23 protein-coding genes are annotated in these 24,273 nt (G+C 70.8%); 6 read left to right on the top strand and 17 right to left on the bottom strand.

What is annotated here, in order from left to right; genetic code table 11:
• The 3 genes from DFR69_RS07505 to glpX form a co-directional block, all read right to left on the bottom strand.
• Entirely contained in the window at positions 1 to 600 is a 600-nt protein-coding gene (locus tag DFR69_RS07505; protein WP_110036668.1) for a hypothetical protein, read from the bottom strand.
• Positions 593 to 976, bottom strand: a complete 384-nt coding sequence (locus DFR69_RS07500; RefSeq protein WP_110036667.1) for an SseB family protein — start codon at positions 974 to 976, stop codon at positions 593 to 595. The genes DFR69_RS07505 and DFR69_RS07500 overlap by 8 nt, the downstream gene beginning before the upstream one ends.
• Positions 977 to 1,083: 107 nt before the next feature.
• A complete protein-coding gene (gene glpX, locus DFR69_RS07495; protein WP_110036666.1) occupies positions 1,084 to 2,127 on the bottom strand; it encodes a class II fructose-bisphosphatase in 1,044 nt (347 codons plus the stop codon).
• Positions 2,128 to 2,252: 125 nt separating this feature from the next.
• On the opposite strand from glpX, the gene DFR69_RS07490 reads away from it, so the two are divergent.
• Together DFR69_RS07490 and DFR69_RS07485 are read left to right on the top strand one after the other, a co-directional pair.
• Positions 2,253 to 2,819: a DUF4245 domain-containing protein gene (locus DFR69_RS07490; protein WP_110036897.1), complete on the top strand. Its 567-nt coding sequence runs from the start codon at positions 2,253 to 2,255 to the stop codon at positions 2,817 to 2,819.
• A 57-nt stretch (positions 2,820 to 2,876) separates the two neighbouring features.
• The gene (locus tag DFR69_RS07485) at positions 2,877 to 3,077 is read left to right on the top strand and encodes a hypothetical protein (protein ID WP_110036665.1); all 201 of its coding nucleotides are present in this window, start codon (positions 2,877 to 2,879) and stop codon (positions 3,075 to 3,077) included.
• A gap of 7 nt (positions 3,078 to 3,084) precedes the next feature.
• Here the strand turns inward: DFR69_RS07485 and DFR69_RS07480 are convergent, their stop codons facing one another.
• From DFR69_RS07480 to DFR69_RS07465, 4 genes are all read right to left on the bottom strand, one after another.
• Positions 3,085 to 4,527 (bottom strand): FAD-binding oxidoreductase, encoded by a 1,443-nt coding sequence (locus DFR69_RS07480; protein ID WP_146229213.1) that lies wholly within the window; start codon positions 4,525 to 4,527, stop codon positions 3,085 to 3,087.
• Positions 4,528 to 4,624: 97 nt separating this feature from the next.
• Positions 4,625 to 4,867, bottom strand: coding sequence for an exodeoxyribonuclease VII small subunit (locus DFR69_RS07475; RefSeq protein ID WP_110036663.1), 243 nt, complete (start codon positions 4,865 to 4,867; stop codon positions 4,625 to 4,627).
• Positions 4,868 to 4,869: 2 nt separating this feature from the next.
• On the bottom strand, positions 4,870 to 6,162 hold the full coding sequence (gene xseA, locus DFR69_RS07470) for an exodeoxyribonuclease VII large subunit (protein ID WP_110036662.1): 1,293 nt from the start codon (positions 6,160 to 6,162) through the stop codon (positions 4,870 to 4,872).
• An 84-nt stretch (positions 6,163 to 6,246) separates the two neighbouring features.
• The gene (locus tag DFR69_RS07465) at positions 6,247 to 6,831 is read right to left on the bottom strand and encodes a lipid droplet-associated protein (RefSeq protein ID WP_110036661.1); all 585 of its coding nucleotides are present in this window, start codon (positions 6,829 to 6,831) and stop codon (positions 6,247 to 6,249) included.
• Positions 6,832 to 6,945: 114 nt separating this feature from the next.
• Between DFR69_RS07465 and DFR69_RS07460 the strand changes: the two genes are divergently transcribed.
• A complete protein-coding gene (locus DFR69_RS07460) occupies positions 6,946 to 7,953 on the top strand; it encodes a 4-hydroxy-3-methylbut-2-enyl diphosphate reductase (protein WP_110036660.1) in 1,008 nt (335 codons plus the stop codon).
• A 54-nt stretch (positions 7,954 to 8,007) separates the two neighbouring features.
• On the opposite strand, the gene DFR69_RS07455 is transcribed toward DFR69_RS07460, so the two are convergent.
• On the bottom strand, positions 8,008 to 8,889 hold the full coding sequence (locus DFR69_RS07455; RefSeq protein WP_208643922.1) for a DUF6542 domain-containing protein: 882 nt from the start codon (positions 8,887 to 8,889) through the stop codon (positions 8,008 to 8,010).
• Between the two features lie 50 nt (positions 8,890 to 8,939).
• Positions 8,940 to 10,085 (bottom strand): DNA recombination protein RmuC, encoded by a 1,146-nt coding sequence (locus DFR69_RS07450; RefSeq protein WP_110036658.1) that lies wholly within the window; start codon positions 10,083 to 10,085, stop codon positions 8,940 to 8,942.
• Between the two features lie 123 nt (positions 10,086 to 10,208).
• Between DFR69_RS07450 and DFR69_RS07445 the strand changes: the two genes are divergently transcribed.
• Entirely contained in the window at positions 10,209 to 11,396 is a 1,188-nt protein-coding gene (locus tag DFR69_RS07445; protein ID WP_110036657.1) for an exonuclease SbcCD subunit D, read from the top strand.
• 49 nt (positions 11,397 to 11,445) lie between these two features.
• The gene (locus DFR69_RS07440) at positions 11,446 to 15,528 is read left to right on the top strand and encodes an AAA family ATPase (protein ID WP_110036656.1); all 4,083 of its coding nucleotides are present in this window, start codon (positions 11,446 to 11,448) and stop codon (positions 15,526 to 15,528) included.
• A 10-nt stretch (positions 15,529 to 15,538) separates the two neighbouring features.
• Here the strand turns inward: DFR69_RS07440 and DFR69_RS07435 are convergent, their stop codons facing one another.
• The 8 genes from DFR69_RS07435 to DFR69_RS07400 all read right to left on the bottom strand — a co-directional run bounded on the left by DFR69_RS07435 (position 15,539) and on the right by DFR69_RS07400 (position 23,115).
• Entirely contained in the window at positions 15,539 to 16,147 is a 609-nt protein-coding gene (locus DFR69_RS07435; RefSeq protein WP_110036655.1) for a TetR/AcrR family transcriptional regulator, read from the bottom strand.
• 198 nt (positions 16,148 to 16,345) lie between these two features.
• Positions 16,346 to 16,987: a membrane protein YczE gene (gene yczE / locus DFR69_RS34775; RefSeq protein WP_110036896.1), complete on the bottom strand. Its 642-nt coding sequence runs from the start codon at positions 16,985 to 16,987 to the stop codon at positions 16,346 to 16,348.
• A gap of 163 nt (positions 16,988 to 17,150) precedes the next feature.
• Complete coding sequence (locus DFR69_RS07425; RefSeq protein WP_110036654.1) at positions 17,151 to 17,663, bottom strand: methylated-DNA--[protein]-cysteine S-methyltransferase; 513 nt, start codon at positions 17,661 to 17,663, stop codon at positions 17,151 to 17,153.
• Positions 17,664 to 17,687: 24 nt separating this feature from the next.
• Positions 17,688 to 19,121: an AlkA N-terminal domain-containing protein gene (locus DFR69_RS07420; protein ID WP_110036895.1), complete on the bottom strand. Its 1,434-nt coding sequence runs from the start codon at positions 19,119 to 19,121 to the stop codon at positions 17,688 to 17,690.
• A gap of 89 nt (positions 19,122 to 19,210) precedes the next feature.
• On the bottom strand, positions 19,211 to 19,381 hold the full coding sequence (locus DFR69_RS07415; protein ID WP_110036894.1) for a YbdD/YjiX family protein: 171 nt from the start codon (positions 19,379 to 19,381) through the stop codon (positions 19,211 to 19,213).
• Positions 19,382 to 19,479: 98 nt separating this feature from the next.
• Positions 19,480 to 21,732, bottom strand: a complete 2,253-nt coding sequence (locus DFR69_RS07410) for a carbon starvation CstA family protein (RefSeq protein WP_110036653.1) — start codon at positions 21,730 to 21,732, stop codon at positions 19,480 to 19,482.
• Positions 21,733 to 21,857: 125 nt separating this feature from the next.
• On the bottom strand, positions 21,858 to 22,268 hold the full coding sequence (locus tag DFR69_RS07405; RefSeq protein WP_110036652.1) for a VOC family protein: 411 nt from the start codon (positions 22,266 to 22,268) through the stop codon (positions 21,858 to 21,860).
• Between the two features lie 4 nt (positions 22,269 to 22,272).
• On the bottom strand, positions 22,273 to 23,115 hold the full coding sequence (locus DFR69_RS07400) for an AraC family transcriptional regulator (protein ID WP_110036651.1): 843 nt from the start codon (positions 23,113 to 23,115) through the stop codon (positions 22,273 to 22,275).
• 162 nt (positions 23,116 to 23,277) lie between these two features.
• On the opposite strand from DFR69_RS07400, the gene DFR69_RS07395 reads away from it, so the two are divergent.
• Entirely contained in the window at positions 23,278 to 24,195 is a 918-nt protein-coding gene (locus DFR69_RS07395) for a quinone oxidoreductase family protein (RefSeq protein WP_110036650.1), read from the top strand.
• The last annotated feature ends 78 nt before the right edge of the window (positions 24,196 to 24,273 follow it).

Below are 24,273 nucleotides of genomic sequence, written 5' to 3'. Positions count from 1 at the left end.
TTACGTTCCCCCGCCAGGCTGTTGCGTTTGTTTGAATTCGGCGACATGGGCGGCGACGCCGGTGTCGAGGCTGTAGGCCTTGTCCGGATTCTCGAGCAGATATTGGCCGGCCGAGCCCAGCGTCGACAGGTTGTCACCCATGTGCGAGAACGCCTCACCGAATGAGGAAGCGCTGTATTCGTGTTGGGCGGCGAGGTTCCAGGTGTTGTTGGACAGCACCTGCCCCCAGTCCATCTTCTCGATGTCTTCCCTGGTGGCGTGTGGGTTCCCGGCCAGGTGGGTGAAGGCCTGCTTGAGGGCGCTGGAGGCCTGTTGATCGATCAGGTAGTACCGGCCCGCCGAGAGGTCGAGGATCTTCGCGATCTCGTTGCCGGACTGCACCAGGGCCCGGATCCCCCAGGACCAGCGTTCGGTGAAGGTCTCGAAGGTGTTCTGCACGTTGGCTTTTCCGGCTTCCATCGCCGACATGGCGAGCTGGGAGAAGCCGCGGCCGACGGCGCCGGTTTCGCCGACGCCGAGGTCGGAGAGCTCGCTGATGATGCCGGTGATCCCGTTCGCGGCCTGGGTCAGCAGGGCGGGATCGACGTTCAGGTCAGACATCGGTCTGGTCTTCGGGCACGTCGGGCGGGAAGGTCATCGGGTGGCTGCCGAGCATGTCGACGGCGATCCCCGTGGGCTCGGGTTGGGCGGCGGCGAACTCCGACAGGCGGCGACCGAGGAAGGTGTGGAAGCGGTATTCCTGCTCGGCGACCACGCCGCGAGCGGTCATGAACTGGGCGTACTCGGTGACACCGGTGAACGCGCACAGCCAGGCGATGCCGCCGGATTCGAGGGTGAAGACGCGGTCGTCGGGGCCGATCAGCGGGACCAGCAGCGCTGCGGATTCGAAAGCGGACAGCAGCTCCGTGGGAGCGCCGAAACCGGCGTAGAACGCGGCGATCTCCGAACGTAGGCGTTCGGAATCGACTTCCACCATGTCCGTGACCCCTCCCGTTCCGGACGCTGTGCGAGTCACGGTAGCGAAAGGCTATGTGGTCGGCAACGCGGAAGGCCGCGCACCGAAGGGGTGCGCGGCCCGGGGCGTCAGGGGAGGGGCGGGTTGGCGGAATCGTCGCCGTCGAAGTCGACGGAGGAGTATTCGCGGAGCTTGGTGAGGCGGTGGTAGGCGTCGATCATGCGGACGGTGCCGGACTTGGAGCGCATCACGATGGACTGGGTGGAGGCGCCGCCGCCGAAGTAGCGGACGCCGCGCAGCAGGTCGCCGTCGGTGACGCCGGTGGCGCAGAAGAAGACGTTCTCGCCGGCGACCAGGTCGGTGGTGGACAGGACGCGGTCCAGGTCGTGGCCTGCGTCGATGGCCTTCTGGCGCTCCTCGTCGTCCTTGGGGGCGAGCATGCCCTGCAGCTCGCCGCCGAGGCAGCGCAGCGCGGCGGCGGCGATGATGCCCTCGGGGGTGCCGCCGATGCCGACCAGGATGTCCACGCCGGACTCGGGGCGGGCGGCGGCGATGGCGCCTGCCACGTCGCCGTCGGAGATGAGGCGGATGCGGGCGCCCGCGTCGCGGGTCTGCTGGATGATGTCGGCGTGGCGGGGGCGGTCGAGGATGCAGACCGTGAGGTCGGAGACCGAGGACTGCTTGGCCTTGGCGACGCGGCGGATGTTCTCGCCGATCGGGGCGGTGATGTCGATCGAACCGGCGGCGTCGGGGCCGACGGCGATCTTGTGCATGTAGAACACGGCCGAGGGGTCGAACATCGCGCCGCGCTCGGCGACCGCGAGCACCGAGATGGCGCCGGGGGAGCCCTTCGACATCAGCGTGGTGCCGTCGATCGGGTCGACCGCGAAGTCGACCTCGGGTCCGGTGCCGTCACCGACCGCCTCGCCGTTGTAGAGCATCGGCGCTTCGTCCTTCTCGCCCTCGCCGATGACGACGACGCCGCGCATGGACACCGAGCTGACGAGCTGACGCATGGCGTCGACGGCCGCGCCGTCCCCGCCTTCCTTGTCGCCACGGCCGACCCAACGGCCCGCTGCCATCGCTCCTGCCTCGGTGACACGCACCAGTTCCAGCGCGAGGTTACGGTCGGGTGCCTCGCGGCGGCTGGGGGCGGGCGATGATGCCGTCATTGCGGAGTGCCTCCTTGGCGTTGGTGTACGGGGGCAATTGTCGCATTACGAATCGGCACGGTCGTGCACGACTCCTGCGATGCCCCGTGGACGGCCCGGTCCGGCCCGAGTGGATACTGGTAGCCGTGGCCCAGCAGAAACACCGGATCTTCAACGACTACCGCGACCTGTTCTGGTCGCTGATCCCGTTGGTCCTGATCGCGGTGGTGCTGGCGGGCGCGGCGAGCCAGTGCACGGTGGCGACCAACGGTCCGACCCAGGGACAGATCCCGCATTTCGACGCCGACGCCGCCCTGAAGTCCGACGCGAAGTCGCTGCCGTTCCCGATCCGCAAGCCGGAACTGCCCCAGGGTTGGGTCTCGAACTCGGGCAGCCGCGACACGGTCGTCGCCGCGGGCGGCGGGCCGGTGAGCACGGTCGGCTACATCACCCCGCAGGGCACCTACATGCGGTACTCGCAGTCCTCGGCCACCGAGGAATCGCTGGCCAGGCACGTGCTCGGCTCACGCTACGCGACCGGGACCCAGGATGTCGCCGGGCAGAAATGGGTGCTCTACACCGACCCCACCGAGGAAGCGGCCTGGATCGCCGACCTGGGCGGGGTGCGCGTCCTGATCACCGGCGCGGGCAACGAGGCGGCGTTCACCACGCTGGCCGAGGCCGTCACCACCGCCACCCCGCTGGCGAAATAGTCCAGCCCGCAGAACTGGCGGGTTCCTTCGGCCCGCGACGACGCCTAGCGTCGCGGCATGAAGAAGACCATCACCGTCCTGGCCGTGACGGCCGCCGCCCTGCTCGCGCCGACCGGTGTAGCAACCGCCGCGGCACCGGAGGCCGCGCCCGTGGCGAGCGTCGACGAGGCGCTGTGCCGGTTGATCCAGATGTTGAAGGCCGGATATGTGGACAGTTCCGGCGGCGGGCCGTGCGGCCTCGCCTCCGGATCGGCCTAGGCGACGTTCAGCTGGTCAACCGGTAGGACCAGCCCTTGTTGGGCAGTGCCGTCGAGGTGAGGAGGTCGCTGGCCACGGCGTCGTCGAGCTTGCCCTGGCCGAGCAGGCCGTAAGGGTCGAATTCCTGCTTGAAACTCGCCTCCTTCGGTCCCCACGGTTTCATGCCGCCCGCGCCTAGCACCGGTGTGTGCGGACTGGCCACCGACAATCCCGCGCCTTGCAGCCGCTCGGTGACCTCCGCCAGATGCGCACGGCTCTGGAACGCGAACACGGGCGAACCCTGACACGTCAGGCCGCCGTCGATCCGCTTCATCTCCACATGCAGCGGGCCCAGATCGGCGAACTCGCGGTGCACCCGCACGATCGACTCGTACAGGTTCTCGCTCGGGTACAGCGCCATCAACCCGACGAGGTTCTCGTCGTGGCGCTGATAGTGCAACAGCGAATGGCCCCAGGTGAATTCGTACAGCGGAACGCCGTAGGCGCCCTTGCCCTCCAGACAGCGATAGCGGATCCGTCCGCCGTTCGCGCGCACCAGATCCTCCACATCGGTGACCGACTGCACGGCCACCATCACCAGCACCATCGCCTCGCCGTCGGGAACCAGGCCGGACAGGCCGGGGAAGTAGCGCGGCAGCGGATGCGCATGCGGCGAGACGACCTTCTTGAGCACGCCGTCGCTGTGACACACATCGACGGAGAAGCGCGCTGCCTGCTCGAATTCCGGGAACGAGATCACCAGCTCGTGCCACTCCCAGGCCGGGGCGACCGGCAGCTCCACCTCGGTGATGATGCCGTTGGCGCCGTAGGCGTGGTGCACGCTGTTGACATCGCGCCCGCGCACCTCGATCAAGCGCGGATGCTCCTCCACCGTCATCACTTCCAGCGCGGTGATGTTGCCGGTGTCGCGCAGGATGCCCCACTGGCAGCTGCCGACGCCGGCGTGTCCGCCCGCGATGTAGCCGCCGACGGTGGCCTTCTGCGCGGTCGAGGGATGCATGCGCAGTTCCCAGCCGGACGGGCGGATCGCCGCGTCGATGTCGGCGACGACCGTGCCGGTGAGCGCGCGGACGGTGGTCGGCACCCGGCGGCCACGGTCGCCGTGCCAGCCGATCACCCCGGCCAGCGCGGTGACATCGATCACCGCGCCCCCGTTCAGCGGCACACCCTGACCGAACTGCCCGGAGCCCGCGCCGCGCACGGTGATCGGGACGCGGTGCCGGGCGCAGGCGGCGACCGCGGCGCCCAGCTCGGCCTTGTCGCGCGGGGCGATGAAGATCTCGGCGTTGCGGCCGCGCAGCAGGTCGCGCAGCATCGGGTTCTGGAGGAAACGGTCCCGGCTCTTGGTGCGCAGCCTGCGGGTCTCGGTGGAATGGGCGATGGCGCCCAGCTCCGCGCACAGTCGCGCGATCACCCCGGCTCGGGGCTCCCCGTCGACGAGAACTGGCACGGCGCCTCCACGACTGCTCGGTATCCGACGGCACCAGCGTGCCCGGCCCGTGTTTCGGCGTCGTAAAGGTGGGATTCGCCCCGGGTAACCGGGCCGATCAGTCCTCGGTGGGTTCGGCGTGCGACAGGGCCGCCTCGACCCGTTGCCGCGCGCCGGCCAGGTGCTGCTCGCAGCGGGTGGCCAGCGCCTCGCCGCGCTCCCACAGGGCCAGCGAGTCGTCGAGGTCGAGGCCGCCCTGCTCGAGCATCTTGACCACGTTCACGAGTTCGTCGCGCGCGCGTTCGTAGCCGAAACCGGCGATCTCGGCGAGGGTGTCGGGCTCGGTTCCGGCGTCGGGCACGGTCAATTCCCCTTGTCGTCGGTGGCGGGTGTCAGGCGCTGGGTGCCGAGCGCGGCGGCGCTGACCGCGCCGTCGGCCACCCGGATGCGGAGCTGGCTGCCCGCGGGCGCGTCCTCGATGGTGCGGACGACGTGCCGTTCGGGACCGGCGACGCGTTGCACGACAGCGTAACCACGCGCCAGCGTCGCGGCGGGACCCACGGCGGTGAGCTTCTCCCGCAGGTGCGCGGCGGCGGTCGACTCGGTGCGCAGCGTCTGCTCGACGGTGCGCCGGGCCGCCAGCCGCAGCCGCTCCACCTCCTCGTGGCGGTGTCGCAGCTCGCGCAGCGGGTCGGCCAGGACCGGTCGCGAACGCAACTGGGCGATGATGTGGGTCTCGCGCTGCACCCAGCCGCGCAGCGCGGCGGCCGAGCGGGCACGCATCTCCCGCACCCCCGCGAGTTCGGCGGCGGCGTCGGGGACGATCCGTTTGGCCGCGTCGGTCGGGGTCGCGGCGCGCACGTCGGCGACGAGATCGCTCAGCGGCGAATCGGGTTCGTGGCCGATCGCGCTGACGATCGGCGTGGTCGCGGCCGCGATGGCGCGGCACAGCGCCTCGTCGGAGAACGCGAGCAGGTCCTCGGTGCTGCCGCCGCCGCGGGCGAGCACGATCACGTCGACGGCCGGATCGCGGTCGAGCGCGGCCAGGGCCTCCAGCATCTGCGGCACCGCGGTCGGCCCCTGGGTCGCGGTGTTCTTGACGACGAAACGTACTGCGGGCCAACGGGACTGGGCGACCGTGAGCACATCGCGCTCGGCGGCGCTGGCCCGTCCGGTGATCAGCCCGACGGTACCGGGCAGGAACGGCAGCGGCCGCTTGCGCCGCGCGTCGAACAGGCCCTCCGCCGCCAGCAGGGCCTTGAGCCGTTCGATCCGCGCGAGCAACTCGCCGATGCCGACGGGCCGGATCTCGGTGACCCGCAGCGACAGCGTGCCGCGCCCGGTGAAGAACTGCAGCTTGCCGTAGACGACCACCCGGCTGCCCTCGGTGAGCGGAACGGGGCTGCGCCGCAACAACTCCGGATCGCACGTCACCGACAGCGACATGTCCGCCGAGGTGTCGCGCAGCACCAGGAACGCCGTGCGGGTGCCGGGACGCAGATTGATCTGGGTGACCTGCCCCTCCACCCACACGCTGCCGAGCCGGTCGATCCACTGCGCCACCTTCACCGCGACCGAACGCACCGGCCACGGCTGGTCCGCCGAACTGCCCGGTGCGCCGGCCTGCGCGGCAGCGGCGGAGCCGTCCTCAGTCATGCCTGTAGGTATACGCGGCGGTACCGACACACACAAAAGTGACCGCAACCGGCGGCGATTGCGGTCACTTCGTGACGGGGGAGGCTACTGGGCCTGAACGGTGGCGATCCGGTTGGTCAGCATGGTGACGAACGGCGCGCGGGCGCGGGTCTGCTGCTCGAAAGCCAGCAGCTGGGCCAGCTCCTCGACGGTCAGCATCCGCAGCCGGGCACGCAGCTGGGCCAGCGTCATCGACGGGTAGTCGTAGCGGATGGCGACCTCGGGGGCCTGCACCTCCGCCGGCTCGTCGGCGGGTTCCTCGTCCTCGAGCACCAGCAGGGACGCGGGCGCCGCCTTGCCGTTGTGCTGCTCGGCCGGGGCGTCCTCGGTGTAGAGGTCGAAGCGGCTGGCGTGGCCGTTGGTGGCCGCGGCGGGCTCGGGCGCGAGATCCTCGTCGAAGGTGACCCACTCCGGCTGCTCCTGCGGAGCGGAACCGAGACGTTCGAAGACGAGATCGCCCTTGAGCGCGAGACTGGTCACGAACTGCTGCACGTGCATGGTGGTCTGCAGCACGCGGCTGATCGCGGTGATCGGGAAATTGACCGCGGCGACGGGTAACCGCCTGGTCTCTTCTAAGGCATAGACCGCGGCGCCTGCGGCGACCCTGGCCAGGAACGGAGGACGGAACATGGTCCCAGCCTGCCGCAAACCGCGTGTGATGCAAAGGTCCACACCGCCGTGATGTGACCTATGCCCCTTGATCCGCCCTGATCGCGTCCATCCGGCGCACGTAAGCTGTGGGGCATGACCTCGGCAATCCCCTTGAACGTCGGTATCGCGCGCTCGGCCGGCGCGTCCGCTGCCGGTGGCAAGCGCGTGCTGCTGGCCGAGCCGCGCGGCTACTGCGCAGGCGTCGACCGTGCGGTCGAGACGGTGGAGAAGGCGCTGGAGAAGCACGGCGCCCCCATCTACGTCCGCAAGGAGATCGTGCACAACCGGCACGTGGTGGAGACGCTACGGGAGCGCGGCGTGATCTTCGTCGACGAGACCGACGAGGTGCCCGAGGGCGCGCTCGTCGTGTTCTCCGCGCACGGCGTCGCGCCGATCGTGCACGAGACCGCCGCCGAACGGAACCTGCGCACCATCGACGCGACCTGCCCGCTGGTCACCAAGGTGCACCAGGAAGCCAAGCGCTTCGCCCGCGACGACTACGACATCCTGCTCATCGGCCACGAGGGCCACGAGGAAGTCGAGGGCACGGCGGGCGAGGCGCCCGAACACGTGCAGCTGGTCGACGGGCCCGACTCGGTGGACAAGGTGACCGTCCGCGACCCGTCGAAGGTGATCTGGCTGTCGCAGACCACGCTCTCGGTCGACGAGACCATGGAGACGGTGAACCGGCTGCGCGAACGCTTCCCGACGCTGCAGGATCCGCCCAGCGACGACATCTGCTACGCCACCTCCAACCGCCAGACCGCGGTGAAGGCGATGGCGCCCGAATGCGATCTGGTCATCGTGGTCGGCTCGCGCAACTCGTCGAACTCGGTGCGGCTGGTCGAGGTGGCCCTCGGCGCCGGCGCCCGCGCCGCCTACCTGGTCGACTACGCCCGCGAGGTCGACCTGGCCTGGCTCGACGGGGTCGAGACCATCGGCATCACCTCCGGCGCTTCGGTGCCGGAGATCCTGGTGACCGGTGTGCTCGACCTGCTCGCCGAGCACGGCTTCGGCGAGGTGCAGCCGGTGACCACGGCCAACGAGACCCTGGTGTTCGCGCTGCCGCGCGAGCTGCGCGCCTCGCGTCGCAACGCCTGACTTACCTCAACGAAGAATCCCCCGTCGCATCTGCGGCGGGGGATTCTCTCGTCTTCACACGGTGTCGGGCCTGCGGCGCTCGGTGCGGCCGGTGTCGGCGCGGTCGCGGTAGCGCACGGTGGGCTGCGGGTGCGGCGGCGCGTCCGGACGACGGCGTGGCGTGCGCACCGGCTCCGGCTCGCGCGGGGCTGCCGCCCTGCCGCCCCGTGGGGCGCGGGCGGCGGCTGGTGCCCGCCGCGGCTCGGCGGCGGCGGCGCGCTTGGAATCGGCGGCCGGGGCGCGCTTGGGATCGGCCGCGGGCGCGCGCTTGGCCTGGCGCTGCGGGCGGCGGGCCGGGCTGGCCATGTCCACGGCGGTGTCCAGGTCGTCCAGGACGGCGGCGCCGCGGCGACCACGCCCGCGACCGGTGTCGGCGAGATCGGCGGCGGTGCGGCGCCGACGGGTCGGCTTGCGTTCGGTCCTGCGCTCACCGCGGCGCTCGGCCGTGGCGGTGGCGGGGGCCCGCTTGGCGATCGCGATCCTGGCGCCGCCGATCGCGAGCACGAGCACGGTGGCCAGCATCATCGTGGGGAAGCGCTCCACCAGCGGGATGACCAGGTTCATCAGCACGTCTTTGATGGAGGTGGTCGCGCGGCCACCCAGCATCTGGCAGGCCACCGGCACCGCGACGAACAGCAGCAGCGGCGGCAGCACCATGGCCGAGAACAGGCCGCGGAAGCGCACCGCGCAGACGGCGAGCACACAGCCCAGCACGTACAGCGCCGAGAAGGTGCCGGTCGGGTAGGTCTCACCACCGAGCGCGTCGATCAGGAACCCCAGCAGCGTCATGCCGGCGGCGAGCGCAATCGCGGCCCAGGCGGGGATGCCGGGCACCGAGGGCACGATCGAACGTTGCGGCGCGGGCACCCGGGGTCGCGCACGTTGGGAAGCAGCCACCCTATGACACTAACCGCACATCGCTCCCGCAGGTGTTACGGCACGGGATCTCAAAGTCGATCCTCGGCGTCGGCGAACGCGACGACGCGCGGTCTGGTCTCGGTCAGCCGGATTGCCGGAAGCTCCTGATCGGCGATCCCGAGATCGTGCATCCGGCGTGCCGTGACCAGCACCCGCGACTCCACCGAACCGACCGTCGCGTTGAAAGCGGCAACGGCCTTACCGAGATTCACGCCGAGATTGTCCAGATGCTCGGCCACCGTGCCGACCCGGGTGTAGAGCTCCTTGCCCAATTGCTGCACCGTTGCCATGTCGCGGGACAGCGCTTCCTGGCGCCAGCTGAACGCGACAGTGCGTAACAGGGCGATCAGGGTGGTGGGAGTCGCGAGGATCACGTTCCGGCCGAACGCGTACTCGAGCAGACCCGCGTCGGTGGTGAGAGCGGCGTCGAGGAACGGGTCGCCGGGCACGAACAGGACGACGAATTCCGGCGCCGGGTCGAAGGCCGTCCAATAGGCCTTGTCGGCCAGCTGGTCGACGTGGGCGCGCAGGTGCTTGGCGTGCCGGGCCAGCAGCCGGTCGCGCGCGGTGGGATCGTCGGTGGTCGCGGCGTCGAGATAGGCGGTGAACGGGACCTTCGCGTCGACCACGATGTGCCGTCCGCCGGCCAGCCGGACCACGAGGTCGGGCCGCACGCCGCGCTCGTCGCCGCCGGAGCGGTGCACCTGGGTGTCGAAATCGCAGTGCCTCGTCATGCCGGCCAGTTCGACGACCCGCTCCAGCTGGATCTCGCCCCAGCGCCCGCGGACCTGCGGCGCGCGCAGTGCCGCGACCAGCTGCCCGGTCTGGTCGGAGAGCTGATGGGAGGTGCGCTGCATGCCCGCGACCTGCTCGCGCAGACTGGAGTAGGCGTCGATCCGGTGGTGCTCGACCTGGCGGATGTGCTGTTCCAGCGCGCCGACCGCGTCGCGCAACGGATCGACCAGCGCGCCGACCGCGGCCGAATGCCTGCGCGCCGCGTCCTCGTTCGCGGCCTGCAGCGAGCGCTGCAGCAACCGCTGATTGTCACTCGCCGCGGCGAGCCGGGCCTCCGCCACGGCGGCGCGTTGCCCGCCGCGGGCGGAATGCCCCAACCAGCCGAGACCGAATCCGGCGGCGAATACCAGGACGAGCGCGACGAGCATCGAGGCGGTCATAGCGGCGATAGTGCCCCAGGGCACCGACAAACTCGCAATCGCCGGGCAACCTGGGCGTGGTGAACGACACCCGCGTAGTGCGTCGATTGAATTCTGTCGGTGGTGTGGCCTAAGTTTCGCGGCATGCGGATCCTGCACACCTCCGACTGGCACATCGGGCGCACCTTCCACGGTGTCGACCTCCTTGCCGATCAGGCACGGGTGCTGGCCGCGATCGCGGAACTGGTCGCGGCCGAATCCGTCGATGTGGTGGTCGTTCCCGGCGATGTCTACGACCGGTCCATCCCGAACGCCGACGCCATCGCCGTCTGCAACAGCGGTTTCGAGGCGATCAGGGCCGCGGGTGCGCGGATCGTCGCCACCTCCGGCAATCACGATTCCCCCGCCCGGCTCGGCGCCGGCGCCAGCTTCGCCGCGGCGGGCGGGCTGCATCTGTGCACCAGGGTGGCCGACGCCGACCGGCCGGTCCTGCTGCCCGACGCCCACGGCGCCGTGGCCTTCTACGGCATCCCGTACCTGGAGCCGGAGATCACCCGTGTGGAACTCGGGGTGCCGCAGGCCCGTTCACACGCGGAGATCCTCGACGCCGCGATGAGCCGTATCCGCGCCGATCTCGCGGGCAGGCCGGGCACGCGCTCGGTGGTGCTGGCGCACGCGTTCGTCGTCGGCGGGGAGGCGACCGGCTCGGAGCGGTCGATCTCGGTGGGCGGGGTGGAGACGGTGCCGATGTCGTCGTTCGACGGCATCGACTACGTGGCCCTAGGCCACCTGCACTCACCGCAGACGCTGTCGGAGTCGGTGCGCTACAGCGGTTCTCCGCTGCCGTACTCGTTCGCCGAGAACTCCCACCGCAAGGCGGTCTGGATCCTCGACCTCGACGCCGACGGGCTCGGCGAGGTACGCAGACACGAGCTGCCGCTGGTGCGCGGGCTGAGCAGGCTCACCGGCACCCTCGACGAGCTGCTCACCGACGCCGGATTCGCCGAGGCCGAACAGCATTACGTCTCTGCCACCCTCACCGACAGCGCGCGCCCGGTGGACCCGATGCGTAAGCTGCGCGAGCGGTTCCCGCACGCGGTCCACGTGGAATGGGCGCGCCCGGAAGGCAATCCGGAGCTGCGCTATCGCGAGCGGGTGCACGGCCGCCGCGATGTGGAGGTGGCGGCGAGCTTCCTGACCGACGTGCGTGGCACACCGACCGAGGGGGAGATGGCATGGGTGGAGCGGGCGCTCGCCGCCGCGGTCCGCGAATCCGACGCGGCCCGTGTGTCCCCGGCGTCCGACACCGACCTGACAGAAGCGATCGCGTGAGCGCCCCGCGCGGTGCGACCGGGCGGGAACAGATCGACGGCGGTGCGGCATGAGGCTGCACCGACTGGAGATGGTCGCGTTCGGCCCGTTCGCCGAGGCTACCGTCGTCGATTTCGACGCGCTCGGCACCGACGGGCTGTTCCTGCTGCACGGGCACACCGGCGCGGGCAAGACCACCGTGCTCGACGCGATCGCGTTCGCGCTCTACGGCCGCGTTCCCGGAGCGCGGGGTGAGACGAAGCGGCTGCATTCCGACCACGCCGACCCGCAGACCCCGCCACTGGTCACCCTGGAGGCGACGCTGGGTGGTCGGCACCTGCGGCTCACCCGCAGCCCGGCCTTCGAACGGCCCAGCTTGCGCGACAGCGGCAAGACCCGCGAGGTCCAGGCCAAGGCCACGCTCGAATGGCTCGACGGGTCCGGGGAGAGCCTGTCCCGGATCACCGACGTGGGGGACGAGGTGTTGCGGCTGCTCGGGATGAGCGCCGAGCAGTTCTTCCAGGTGGTGCTGCTGCCGCAGGGCGATTTCGCCAGGTTCCTCTGCGCGGAGAACGAAGAGCGCGAGAAGCTGCTCGAAAAGCTCTTCGACACCCAGCGTTTCGGCACCGCCGAGCAGTGGCTCGCCGATCGCCGCCGCGCCGCGGCCGCCGATCTGGACACCCGCAAACAGGGCATCGATCGGTTGATCACCAAGGTCGGCATGGCCGCGGGGTACGGCGGCGCCGAGTCGATCGGCGTGGCCGACGCGGTGACCTGGTCGCAGGAGTTGCTGGCGAAGGCGCGCACCGAACTGGCTGAGGCGAACACGAACGTCGAACTGCGCCACAAGGAATCGGCCGAGGCGCGCACCGAGGCGGAGGAGCAGCGGCGCGTCACCGAACTGCACGCCAGGATGACAGCCGCCCGCGCGGAACTCGCCGCCCACACCGCAGGCGCGGCCCGGCGCGCCGAACTGGCGAACGAGCTCGAGCAGGCGCGCCGCGCGGAGCCGGTTGCCCAGGCGATCGACGAGGCGCGGTCGGCCGTGCGCCATTTGCGCCGCGCCGAGACCGCCACCCGCGCCGTCGCCGGTGACCTGGCGGTACGGCTCAGCGCCGACGAGGCGGCGGACATCGCGGGCGTCGGCCTGCTGCGCATCGTCTACGAGGACGAGCTGTTCGAGCTCGATGCGGCCGAGGCCGGGCGATCGCCGAGCCCTGAGCGCACGGCAGGTGTGGGCGGCACCGAGCTCGCGGGCGGCTCGCCGTCGCTGAGTGACCCGCGGTCAGTGGACGGCTCGCGGCTTGCGGACGGCCCGCTTGTGGCCAGGCCACGGTCTGTGGGTGAGACGACGCCGTCGAAGGACATCCGCAGTCCGGGGGCTTCGGCCGCGAGCGCGGTTCGATCGCAGGGCGTGGTTGCCGCTTCCGCGGGTGGATCCCTTGTGGCACAGGGAACGCCCGTGGCAAATCGCGCGGTCCGCGATGTCGAGGGTGACCTCGATGCGGCGATGAGCCAGTGGAATGCGCAGCTCGGTGTGCTCGGTGACGTGCAAGCCGAGGTCGATCTCGTCGTGCAGCTCGGCGCCGACCTCGCGGCGCACGAATCGGAGGCGACCCGGCTCGGCGAGCAAGCGAGCACGCTGGCGCGACGGCGGGCCGAGCTGCCCGCGGCGATCGCCGCGGCGGAGGAGCAGCTGCGGGAGGCCACGGATGCCGCCGCCGCCCTGCCAGGGCTGCGGACCGAGTTGGGCAAGTGGCAGGAGTCGGCGGCGGCCGCGGTCGAATTGGCCAGACAGCGACCGGCTCTGGATCGCGCGCGGGCCGAGTTCGATGCCGCGCGCGCGACCCATCTCGACGCGCGCGAACGAGTCCTCGACCTGCGGAAGCGGCGCCTGGCCGGGATGGCCGCCGAACTCGCGGGCGCGCTCGCCGAGGGCGCGCCGTGCGCGGTGTGCGGGTCCGCCGACCATCCCGAGCCTGCGCGGCCGACCGACGACGCCGTGTCGAAGGACGCCGAAGACGCGGCCACCGCCGACGAACGGGCCGCCGAGGCCGCGCGCGACCGGATCGCCGAGCGGATCGGCACACTCGAACGCGAGATCGAGGCGCTCACCGCACGGGGTGGCGACGCCGACCCGGTGGTCTTGGCCGAGGCCGTCCGCACCGCCACCCACCGCTTCGACGACGCCGCCGACACCGCCGACCGCGTCCCGGCGCTGACGACCGGCCTCGACACCCTGCGCGCCGAGGAAACCGCGCTGCACGAGCGGTCCCGCGACCTCGACGCCCGCCTGGGCACCGTCACCGCGAACATCGCCACGACCCGCGCCCGCCTCGACGAACTCACCCTCCGTCTACGCACCGCCGCGGGCGCCGACCACACCGTCGAAGCCCGGACCGCCCGCCTCGAATCCCTCATCGCCGCCGCCACCGCCCTGCGCACCGCCCGCACCGACGAATCCGCCGCCCGCGAGTCCGTCCGCCAGATCGCCACCCGCGTGGAAAACCTGGCCCGCGCAGCAGGTTTCGTGCCGGAAGGCTACGAACCAGCGGGAAGCCCAGCCGCCACCTCCCCCGCGAACGGCGCACATGACCCCGCTGTGACTACCGCACCCACTGTCGACGCGGCCGCTGTGGACGCACGTGCAGGTGAGGCTGCCCCCGCGAGCGGCGCGCATGACCCCGTTGCGGCTGCCGCGCCCACGGTCGACGCTACCGCTGCGGAGGTAGGTGCTGGCGAGGCAGCCCGCGCGAACGGTGCGCAGGACCCTGCCGCCACGCCCGGACCCGCGGCCGACAAGGCGCCCCGCGCGAGCGGCGCGCAGGACCCCGCCGCGACTGCCGCACCCACGGCCCACGCCGGTGCGGAGGCAGGTGCCGGCGAGGCTGCCCCCGCGGACGATGAAGCGACCGCCGCGTCCACAGCCGACGCCGCTCCGGCGGGCAGGCGTTCCGGTGACGTGGCTGCCGGGCAAGGAGGCACGGCCGGTGGGTCCGCGGCGATCACTTCCACAGGAGCGCCGACCGGGGAGAACAGCGGCGCGCCAAGGGCGTCCGCTGCTGACACCGAGTCCGGCACACGAACCGACCAGGGTTCGGCTGCCGCGGAGGACGGTGCCGCTGGAGACGGCGACACGCCGAAGGCTCGGTCCGGGCGAGGTGGGCGCGCTGTTCGCGTTGAGCCCGAGATGCCTACTCTCTTCGATCTTTTCGACGAGGAATCGTTCGACGACGAACCGGAACCCGAGGTCGAACCCGCCACGCCGCGCGACGACATCGCGTTGCTCACCGCGTACGCGAAGGTGGTCACCGCGCTGGCCCGCACCGCGCAACAGCAGGCGGCGCTCGAGGCCGAGCTCACCGCCGCGGATCGGGCGCGTGCTCATGCCGAGGCGGTGCTGGCGGAACCGGGTATCCGCGCGGTCGCCGAGCAGACGCCCGGCGATCTCGACGCGATGGAGCAGCGGTTCGCGCAGGCCCAGCGGGCCCTCACCGAGGCGGTGTCCGCGCAGTCGGCGGCGACGGAGCGGGTGGCCCAGCTCGAACAGCTCGGCACCCAGTTGTGGGCGGAGGTCGAGCGGATCGCGCCCAAGCAGCGCGACTTCGACGAGCTGGCCACGCTGGCCGAGGTGGTCGCCGGGCGCGGCGAGAACAATCGCCGGATGTCGTTGCGGTCCTACGTACTCGCGGCCCGGCTCGAGGAGGTAGCGGTCGCGGGTTCCCTGCGGTTGCGCCGGATGTCCGGTGGCCGTTACGAATTCGTCCATTCCGACAAGGCGGGTCCGCGCGGCCGGCGCGGCGGCCTCGGCCTCGACGTCCGCGACGACTACACCGGCGCGGTCCGTTCGGCCAAGACCCTCTCCGGCGGCGAGACCTTCATGGCCTCGCTGGCGCTGGCGCTCGGCCTGGCCGATGTCGTGGCGGCCGAGAGCGGCGGCCTGGTCCTGGACACGCTGTTCATCGACGAGGGCTTCGGCAGTCTCGACGCCGACACGCTCGACGCGGTGATGGGAGTCCTCGACGAGCTCCGCGCGGGCGGTCGTGTGGTCGGGGTAGTCAGTCACGTGGACGAGATGCGCCAGCGGATTCCGAGCCGCCTGCACGTCGTCCGCGGCCGCTCGGGTTCTCACCTGAAAGCCACCGTCGCATGACAGGCCCCGGCTACTCAGGCGCCTGAAAGGCGTTCAGGGCGGGCGCGACCCAGGTGGTGAGGTACGCGCGAAGTTCCGCGCCGCGCCGAGGTGGCCGCCCCGGATCGAGAACGAACGACTGGACGACGCGCAGCATGTGCTCGACCAGCTCGTCGAGGCGAGCGCTGTCGATACCGGCGCCGTCCCAGTCGACGGCGAAACGCTCGAGGAAGGACCGGCCGAAGGCACGCGCGGTGTCGGAGGTGACTCCCGCGGAGAGCGCGCCCACACGGCCAGGCGTCAGCAGCAAGCCGAGATAGCGATCCTCGGGCAGACATTCGAGGGTGTAGGCGATGCCTTCGACGACCGCGTCGGCCGGATCACGGATCTGATCGAGATGCGCGGCGAGCACATCGAGAAATCGCTCGGCTTCGGCCAGCGCGGTGGCGGCCAGCAGCGCATCGGCATTGGCGAAGTAGCGGTAGACCGTCTGCCGGGTGACGCCGAGCTCCCGCGCGATCTCGGCCATGGTGAACTCCCCACCGGAACGCTGGACGGCCGCACGGGCGGCAGCCAGAATCCGCTCACGCGCTTCGTCATCATTGCCCGGCGTGGTGCCCGCCCATCCGTGCGTCCGCATCGGCCCCTCCTCTGAACGGTGGTGCCAGCCGACCCTAGCTGGCCCCGGCCCTGGCAGGGCTGGCAGTGCGACCCTGAATCGGGCGAGGCGTACGACGCTGCGCCTGTCGAGCCTGGGTAGGCGTATGGCCGGACTGGCCCATTGAATCCGGCGGGGCGTGCGGTAGGGCGACCGCGATCCGCGCTGGGCGGGCGCGGCTCAGGTCGTCGGCTCCGGCACCTGGTCGGTGCTGGTCGTGCGGTCGGCGGGCTGTTCGAACCCGGGCAACCACCCGTCGAGGTACGGGATCATCAGCTGGATCAGCGGTCCGATGCCGAAGGCGTAGACCAGGGTGCCGATGCCCACGCTGCCGCCGAGCAGCCAACCGGTGATGAGCACGGTGGCCTCGATGCCGGTGCGTACGGACCAGACCGGCCAACCGGTGCGGGCGACCAGTCCAGTCATCAGGCCATCGCGGGGGCCTGGACCCATGCCTGCGCCGATGTACAGCACGGTGGCCGCGGCGTTGACGACCACCGCCACGATCATCGCCAGCACCCGCACCCACAGCGCCTCCGCGGTCGGGATCAGCCACAATCCCACGTCCACCGCGATGGCGATCACGACGACGTTGCTGATCGTGCCGAGCCCGGGCCGCTGGCGCAGCGGGATCCACGCGAGCAGGACCGCGACGCCGGTCAGCGCCGTCACCGCGCCGAAACTCAACGGCACGTGCGCGGCGACGCCCTGATGGAAGACGTCCCACGGATCGAGCCCGAGCCCGGCCCGGATCATCACCGCCATCGACGTCCCGTACAACCAGAGACCGACGTAGAGCGCGACCAGGCGACGAGTGAGCATGCGTCTCAGCATCCGCACAACTGGACCCGAGCGAAAGAGCCAGCTGTCGATTACTGGTCTGCTACGACCGCGCTCGGCTATCGCGGGCTCGCCGTTCACCTTCGTCCCGGCGATGTCGGAGAGAGCACGGCACCTGTCGAGAATCCCGCCGCCGGCGGGATGCCTACCCCTCGTGGTCGAGCAACCACCGCTTCACCGGCAGACCCCAGCGGAATCCGCCGAGCGCGCCGCCGATACGAAACACTCGGTGGCACGGCACGAACAACGCCGCCGCATTGCGCGCACAGGCATTGGCGGCCGCCCTGGTCGCCGCGGGCCGGCCGGACAGGCCGGCGAACTCGGTGTAGGTCACCGGTTCGCCCGCGGGCACCTTGCGCAGCACGTCCCATGCGTGGAGCAGGAACTCGCCCGAGTGCTGACGGACCGGAATCGTATCGATGGCGGTCAGGTCGCCGGCGTGATAGTCGAGGATCGCGCGCGTGACGGCGCCGAGCGAGGCACGCTCACGCAGCTCGCCCGGCCGCAGCGAGGGGTGGACGACGCTGGTCAATTCGCCGGGCTCGGCGGTCCAGCCCGAGGCCAGGACCGCGCCGTCGCCGTCGACGATCGCCGTGAACGGGCCGATCGGCGTATCGACGGTCGCCACGTCGGCGAGTCGAGTCGTAGTGGAGGTCATGATGATTCGCTTCCGAGGAGAGGGTCAGGCGGGGAGGACGCCGCGCTGGACGAGCGCGATCTTCCACAGGTGCATCGAGAGATAAGAACGCCACGGCGCCCAGCGCGCGGAATCCGCGAGATCGAGGCCGGCGTGCGCCGCGCCCTGACGCACCACCAGGTCCGTGTCGAGCAGGATGTCGGGATCGGCGAGCGAGCGCATGGTGACGTAGTCCGCCGTCCACGGGCCGACGCCGTCGAGCGCGAGCAGGTCACGGCGCAGGTCGGCGGAAGTGCGCCCGGCGTGCATCACCACCTCGCCGTCGGCGACCGCCCTGGCCGCGGACACGATGGCCGCCACGCGGCGGGCTGGCCCGGTCAGCACCTCGGCACCGTGCTCGGCCACCGCCTCGGGCGTCGGAAACAGCACCGCTCCGTCGACCCGCTCGCCGAGCGCCTCGACCAGCCGCGCGGTATGCGTCGCCGCCGCGCGCACCGAGATCTGCTGCCCGATCATGGTGCGCAACAACAATTCCGGTCCATCGAGGCAACCGGGAACCCTGATTCCCGGTGTCCATCCCGGGACGGGATCAATCCCCAGCCCCTCATCGATCCCCACCGGATCGGCGTCCAGATCCAGCAGATGACGCACCCTCGCCACCGTCGGCGCCAGGTCACGCATGTCCCGCAGCGCGAGTTCGGCCCGCACGTGACCCGGCTGGAACGACAGCCGAACAGTCGCGTGCCCGTGCGGAGTTCGCAGACCGCGCGTGTACACGCCGTCCTCCCACAGCTCCAGCCCGGGCACCGTATGCGACGACAGGAACCAGGCCAGCCACCCGGTGTCGATCGGTTCGCGGTAGGGCAGGCGCAGGGTCAGCACGCCGGGTGTCGCGGGCGCGACGACATCGGCGCGCGCGGACCGCCGCGTCTCGGTGCGCATGGCGGTCGGGCTCACCGCGAACACCTCGCGCACGGTGTCGTTGAACTGGCGAATGCTGGTGAATCCGGCCGCGAACGCGATATCCGACATCGACATCTCGGTGGTCTGGATGAGCAGCCGCGCGGTGTGCGCGCGATGGGCCCTGGCCAGCGCGAGCGGACCGGCGCCGAGTTCGGTGGTGAGCACCCGCGTGAGCTGCCGCGGCGAATAGCCGAGCGTCGCGGCCAGCGCGGGCACCCCACCGCGCTCGATCACCCCGTCACCGATCAACCGCATGGCCCGTGCGGCCAGGTCGGCGCGGACGTTCCACAGCGGCGAGCCGGGCGCGGCGTCGGGCAGACACCGGCGGCAGGCCCGGTACCCGGCCTGCTGTGCCGCCGCCGCGGTCGGCAGGAACGACACATTGACCCGCTTGGGCGTGATCGCCGGGCAGGAGGGACGGCAGTAGATGCCGGTGGTGCGCACCGCCGTGAAGAACTGCCCGTCGAACCGGGCGTCGCGGGTCGAGACCGCCCGGTAGCAGCGCTCGAAGTCCATCGCCGTGATCGTCACGCGTTCCACGATGCCCGTCTCCGGAACGCGCCGCTAGCGGAAATCGGCCATGACCACCTGGGCGTCGAACACCGTCAGCAGCAGCGGGTGGTCGGGTTGCGTTCGGCTTCGTCGTAGCGGTCGCGCCAGTACTGCTTCTCGCTCGGGACCGGGCAGCCGGGATGGTTGCGGCGCAGATGATCGACGTAGCGCTGATAGTCCTGGCCGCCGTTGATCGCGCTGTACCACCGGGCGACGCCGCGCACACCGCCCCACACCCGGGTCAGCAGTGCGCGGGGCGGCGAATCGGGACGGGAGCGGACGGCCGGTCCGACGAACCGGCCGTCCGCATCCCGCGTCACACTCACGACACGTGCGCCGATCCGGGCGCGCTCACCTTGCCCTCGGCGATGAGCACGTCCCACTCCTTCTGCACGTCCTTCTCCGCCGAGGTCGCGAGGAAACCGCTGGGCGAGAAGATCTTCGACGGCTGCTCCTCGGTCTCGGTGCTCGTCACCGTGCCCGAGCGGATGGCCTTCGCGCACACGATCGCGCCGACCACGGCCACGATCAGCACCAGTACCGCGAACACGATCGAGAGCGTGCCCTGGATGAAGGTGTTGCGGATCGCGATGTCGACCTGTTCCGGTGTCTTGGCCGTCAGACAGCCCTTCCCGGCGTCCTTGGCCGCCTGGCACAGGCTGTGCTGCTTCCAGTAGCCGAGCTTGGGATCGTCGGAGAAGATCTTCTGCCACGACGCGGTCATGGTGACCAGCAGGTCCCAGGCCAGCGGGATGCCCGGAATCCAGGCCCACTTCCACTGGCCGCGCTTGACGATGATCGTCAGCACGATGGTCAGCGCGATCGCGGCCAGCAGCTGGTTGGCGATACCGAACAGCGGGTAGAGCGCGTTGATGCCGCCGAACGGATCGTTGACGCCCATCAGCAGCACGCTGCCCCAGCCCGCGACGACCAGCACCGAGCACAGCCACGCGCCCACCCGCCAGGACGGATCACGGAACTTCTTGAAGCCGCCGCCGAAGTTGCCCAGCGCGTCCGAGACCAGGAACCGCGCGACACGGGTGCCCGCGTCGATGGTGGTGAGGATGAACAGCGCCTCGAACATGATCGCGAAGTGGTACCAGAACGCCTTCATCGACTCGCCGCCGAGGAACTGGTGGAACACCTCGGAGATGCCGACCGCCAGCGTCGGCGCGCCACCGGTGCGCGAGACGATCGAGTTCTCGCCCACGTCGGAGGCCGCGTCGGCGAACAGCTCCGGCGTCGCGGGCGGGCCGGACAGGCCGAGCGAGTTGGTGAACTTGGCCGCGCCCTCGGCGGTGCCGCCGGTGAGGCCGGCCGAAGCGTTCATGCCGAAGTACAGGTGCTGATCGATGATCGAGGCTGTGATGATCGCCATCACCGCGACGAACGACTCCATCAGCATGCCGCCGTAGCCGATCATCTTGGCGTTGGATTCCTTGGCCAGCAGCTTCGGCGTGGTCCCCGACGACACCAGCGCGTGGAAACCGGACAGCGCGCCGCAGGCGATGGTGATGAACAGGAACGGGAACAGGCTGCCCGCGAAGGCCGGACCCGTACCGCTGGAGGCGAATTCGGAGATCGCGGGCGCCTTCAGCACCGGCATGGTGATCAGGATGCCCGCGGCCAGCAGCACGATGGTGCCGACCTTCATGAACGTGGACAGGTAGTCGCGCGGGGCGAGCAGCAGCCACACCGGCAGCACCGAGGCGAAGAAGCCGTAGGCGATCAGGCACCAGGCGATGGTGGTGCGCGAGAGGGTGAACCAGTCGGCGCCCCACTCGGTCTCCGAGACCCAGCCGCCGCCGATGATCGCGGCCAGCAGCAGCACGATGCCGATCGCGGAGACCTCGCCGACCTTGCCGGGCCGCAGGAACCGCAGGTAGACACCCATGAACAGGGCGATCGGAATGGTCATCGCGATGGAGAACACGCCCCACGGGCTCTCGCCGAGCGCGTTGACCACGACCAGCGCGAGCACCGCGAGCAAGATGGTCATGATGGCCAGGATCGCGACGATCGCGGCCACACCGCCGACGGCGCCGAGCTCGTCGCGCGCCATCTGCCCGAGGCTGCGGCCGCGACGGCGGGTCGAGGCCCACAGCACCAGGTAGTCCTGCACCGCGCCGGCGAGCACCACGCCGACCACGATCCAGATGGTGCCCGGCAGATAACCCATCTGCGCGGCCAGCACCGGGCCGACCAGCGGCCCGGCGCCGGCGATCGCGGCGAAGTGGTGGCCGTAGAGCACCCGGCGATCCATCGGCATGAAGTCTTTGCCGTTGTCGTAGATCTCAGCCGGGGTGGCGACGTCGTCGCGCGGCTTGGTGATCTTCCATTCGATGAACCGCGCGTAGAAGCGGTACGCGATGATGTAGGTACAGACCGCCGCGATGACGATCCACACCGCGTTGACCGACTCGCCGCGGACGAACGCGAGGATCGCCCAGGCGATGGCGCCGAGCACGGCGATCCCCGCGAACACGGCCTTCTTCGCGGGCGTGATCGGGGTGCGATCGACGACACCGACCGGAGGCAAATCCGGATCGGTCCGCAGATATTCGATGGTCGCCATGACTCAACTCTCCTGGTATAAGGCGCAGAGCCTCGGGTGAAACATCGAACAACGTAGCCGATGCCCGATCAGCGCCGGAGAGATTCAGGCCCCATCGTGCGCAAGATGAAATTTTGTTCAGGAACTCACTCGCCGCGGTACGTGCCGAAGCTCCACAGGTTGCCCTCGGGGTCGGCGACGCTGAACCCGCGCGAGCCGTAGTCCTCGTCGCGCAGCCCGCGGATCACGGTCGCGCCCGCGGCCTTGGCGCGGTCGTGCAGGGCGTCGGGTTCGTCGGTGACCAGGTACAGCGAGGCGGCCCCGGCCGGGCGGGTGCCGAAGGGGCTGTCGTCGCGGCCGGTGGAGCCGAACATGATGCCGCCGCCCCCGGGCCAGCGCAGTTCGCCGTGCTCGACGACCGACGCGTCGTCCTCGCGGGCGTACAGCGCGACCTGTTCGAAACCGAAAGCGTTGGTGAGGAATTCGATCATGGCGCGCGCGTCGTCGAAGGCGAGGCACGGCCAGATCGCGGTCTGGGTGTTCGTTGAAGTAGCCATGTCCTCAGCCTCGCGCTTCCTCGGCGTCCGGGTCTTGGACGGATGGAATCTCCTCCGCGAGCCAGGTGGTGGGGGCACAACCGGCCAGCTCGGCGAAGTCGCGATTGAGGTGAGCCTGGTCGTAGTAGCCGCAGGTGGCGGCGACCTGCGCGATGGAGATATAGGAGGGAGTGCTCGCCAGCATGCGCCGCGCCCGTTCGAAGCGGATGATCCTGGCCGCCAGTTTCGGGCTCGCGCCGAACTCGGCGGTGAACTTGCGGGTCAGGTGCTGACGGCTCCAGCCGATCCGGTCGGCCAGCGGGGTGATCTCGCAGGTGCCGCCGCTGCCGACGAGAGCGCGCCAGGCCCAGGTGATCTCGGGTCCGGCGAGGGTGTCCGTCCGCGCGGCCGCGGTGAGCGCCCGGTCGCAGGCGGCGAAGCGGCCCGGCCAATCCTGGTGTGACTGCACGGCATCGGCGAGTTGGTCGCCGAGATGCCGGTGGGCGTCGGTGCATTCGATCGAAACGTCCCACAGCTCGCTGGCGGGCATCCCGAACAGCACCCGGCTGCCCAGCGGGGTCAACTCGATCGCGACCCCCTCCTGGAAGCCGGTGTGCGCGATCATCGCCGGACTCGCCTGCAGACCGCTCAGCACGCACCGGTAGTTGCCGGGGGCCTGGCGCGGGTCGGTCTGCTCGATGACGTCGATGGTGGGGCCGACGGCCACGATGAAGGTCATGTGGCGTGAGGGCAGGCCCCGGTGCAGGCCGGGCTCGAAGCCGGTCAGCCGGTAGCCGATGTAGCGGTCGATGAACGCGCGCAGCAGCGGCGCCGGAGCCGCGGTCACCACCTCCGTGGACGCCTCCATAGCCGTAACGCTACGCCGGGAAGGGTGCCGGCGACCAGCGTGAAAGTGCTCTCCGCGTTCGAAACGTCGCGGTGAGATGTAGCACTCACCGGGCCCGAGAGCTGTGGGAACGCGCACTTCGCCGGTTACCGTTTGCCCTTCGTCCCATTCTCAGGAGGTGTCATGCGGCGAGTTCGGTACGAGCGCAGCGGTGGTCCGGAGGTGCTCGAGGTCGTCGCGGCCGAGATGCCTGTCGCCGGGCCGGGTGAGCTGTTGGTGAAGGTCGAGGCGATCGGCGTCACCCTGTCGGCGATCCGGCGGATCAGCGCCGAGGTGCCCCAGCAGCTGCGCGCCGAGGTGGCCGGTGAGGTCGTCGCGGTCGGTGACGGCGTCGACGGGTACGCCCCCGGCTACCGCGTCGTCGGCCTGTGCGCCGACGCGTACGCCGAGTACGTCGTGCTGCCCGCCGATCAGGCCTCGGCCATCCCCGACGGCGCGTCCGCCGTCGACGCCGTCGCGTTGATGCGCAGCGGTCTGGTCGCGCTCGGCGCGCTCGACACCGCCGCGCCCCGCGAGGGTGAGACCGCCCTGGTCACCGCCGCCGCCGGTGGTGTCGGCCACCTCGCCGTGCAGCTGGCGCGCGTGCGCGGCGCCGGGTGGGTCGTCGCCGCCGTGTCCGACGAGGCCAAGGCCGATTTCGTGCGCGGCCTCGGCGCCGACGAGGTCGTCACCTACGACCAGCTGCTCACCGCCAAGCAGGCCGACTTCGCCCTCGACGGCGTCGGCGGCACCGGCCTCGGCGCCACCTTCGGCGCGCTCGCCGAGGGTGGTCGTGTGGTCACCTACGGCACCGGCGGCGGGCCCATCGACACCGAGGACCTGCTCGCGGGCGGCAAGACCCTGTCCGGTTTCCGCATCGGCCGCCTCGCCCAGCGCGACCCCGCCCGCTACGAGGACCTGCGCCAGGAGGTGTGGCAGTACTACGCCTCCGGCCTGCTGCACCCCGTCGTGCACGCCGAGTTCGCCCTCGACGACGCGGCCGCCGCGCACGCCGTCATCGAGCAGCGCGCCAACCTGGGCAAGGTCGTCCTGGTCCCGTGATCGCCGTCGACCCGCTCCGCGCGTGCGGGGCGGGTTCCGGTGGTCTCGTGACCGTGCGCACCGCGTAGACTCTGATCC

Origin of the sequence: Nocardia neocaledoniensis, assembly GCF_003182135.1 — a bacterium.
In the GTDB taxonomy this organism is placed as follows: Bacteria; Actinomycetota; Actinomycetes; order Mycobacteriales; family Mycobacteriaceae; genus Nocardia; species Nocardia neocaledoniensis.
This window is presented reverse-complemented; position numbering and strand designations above follow the sequence as displayed.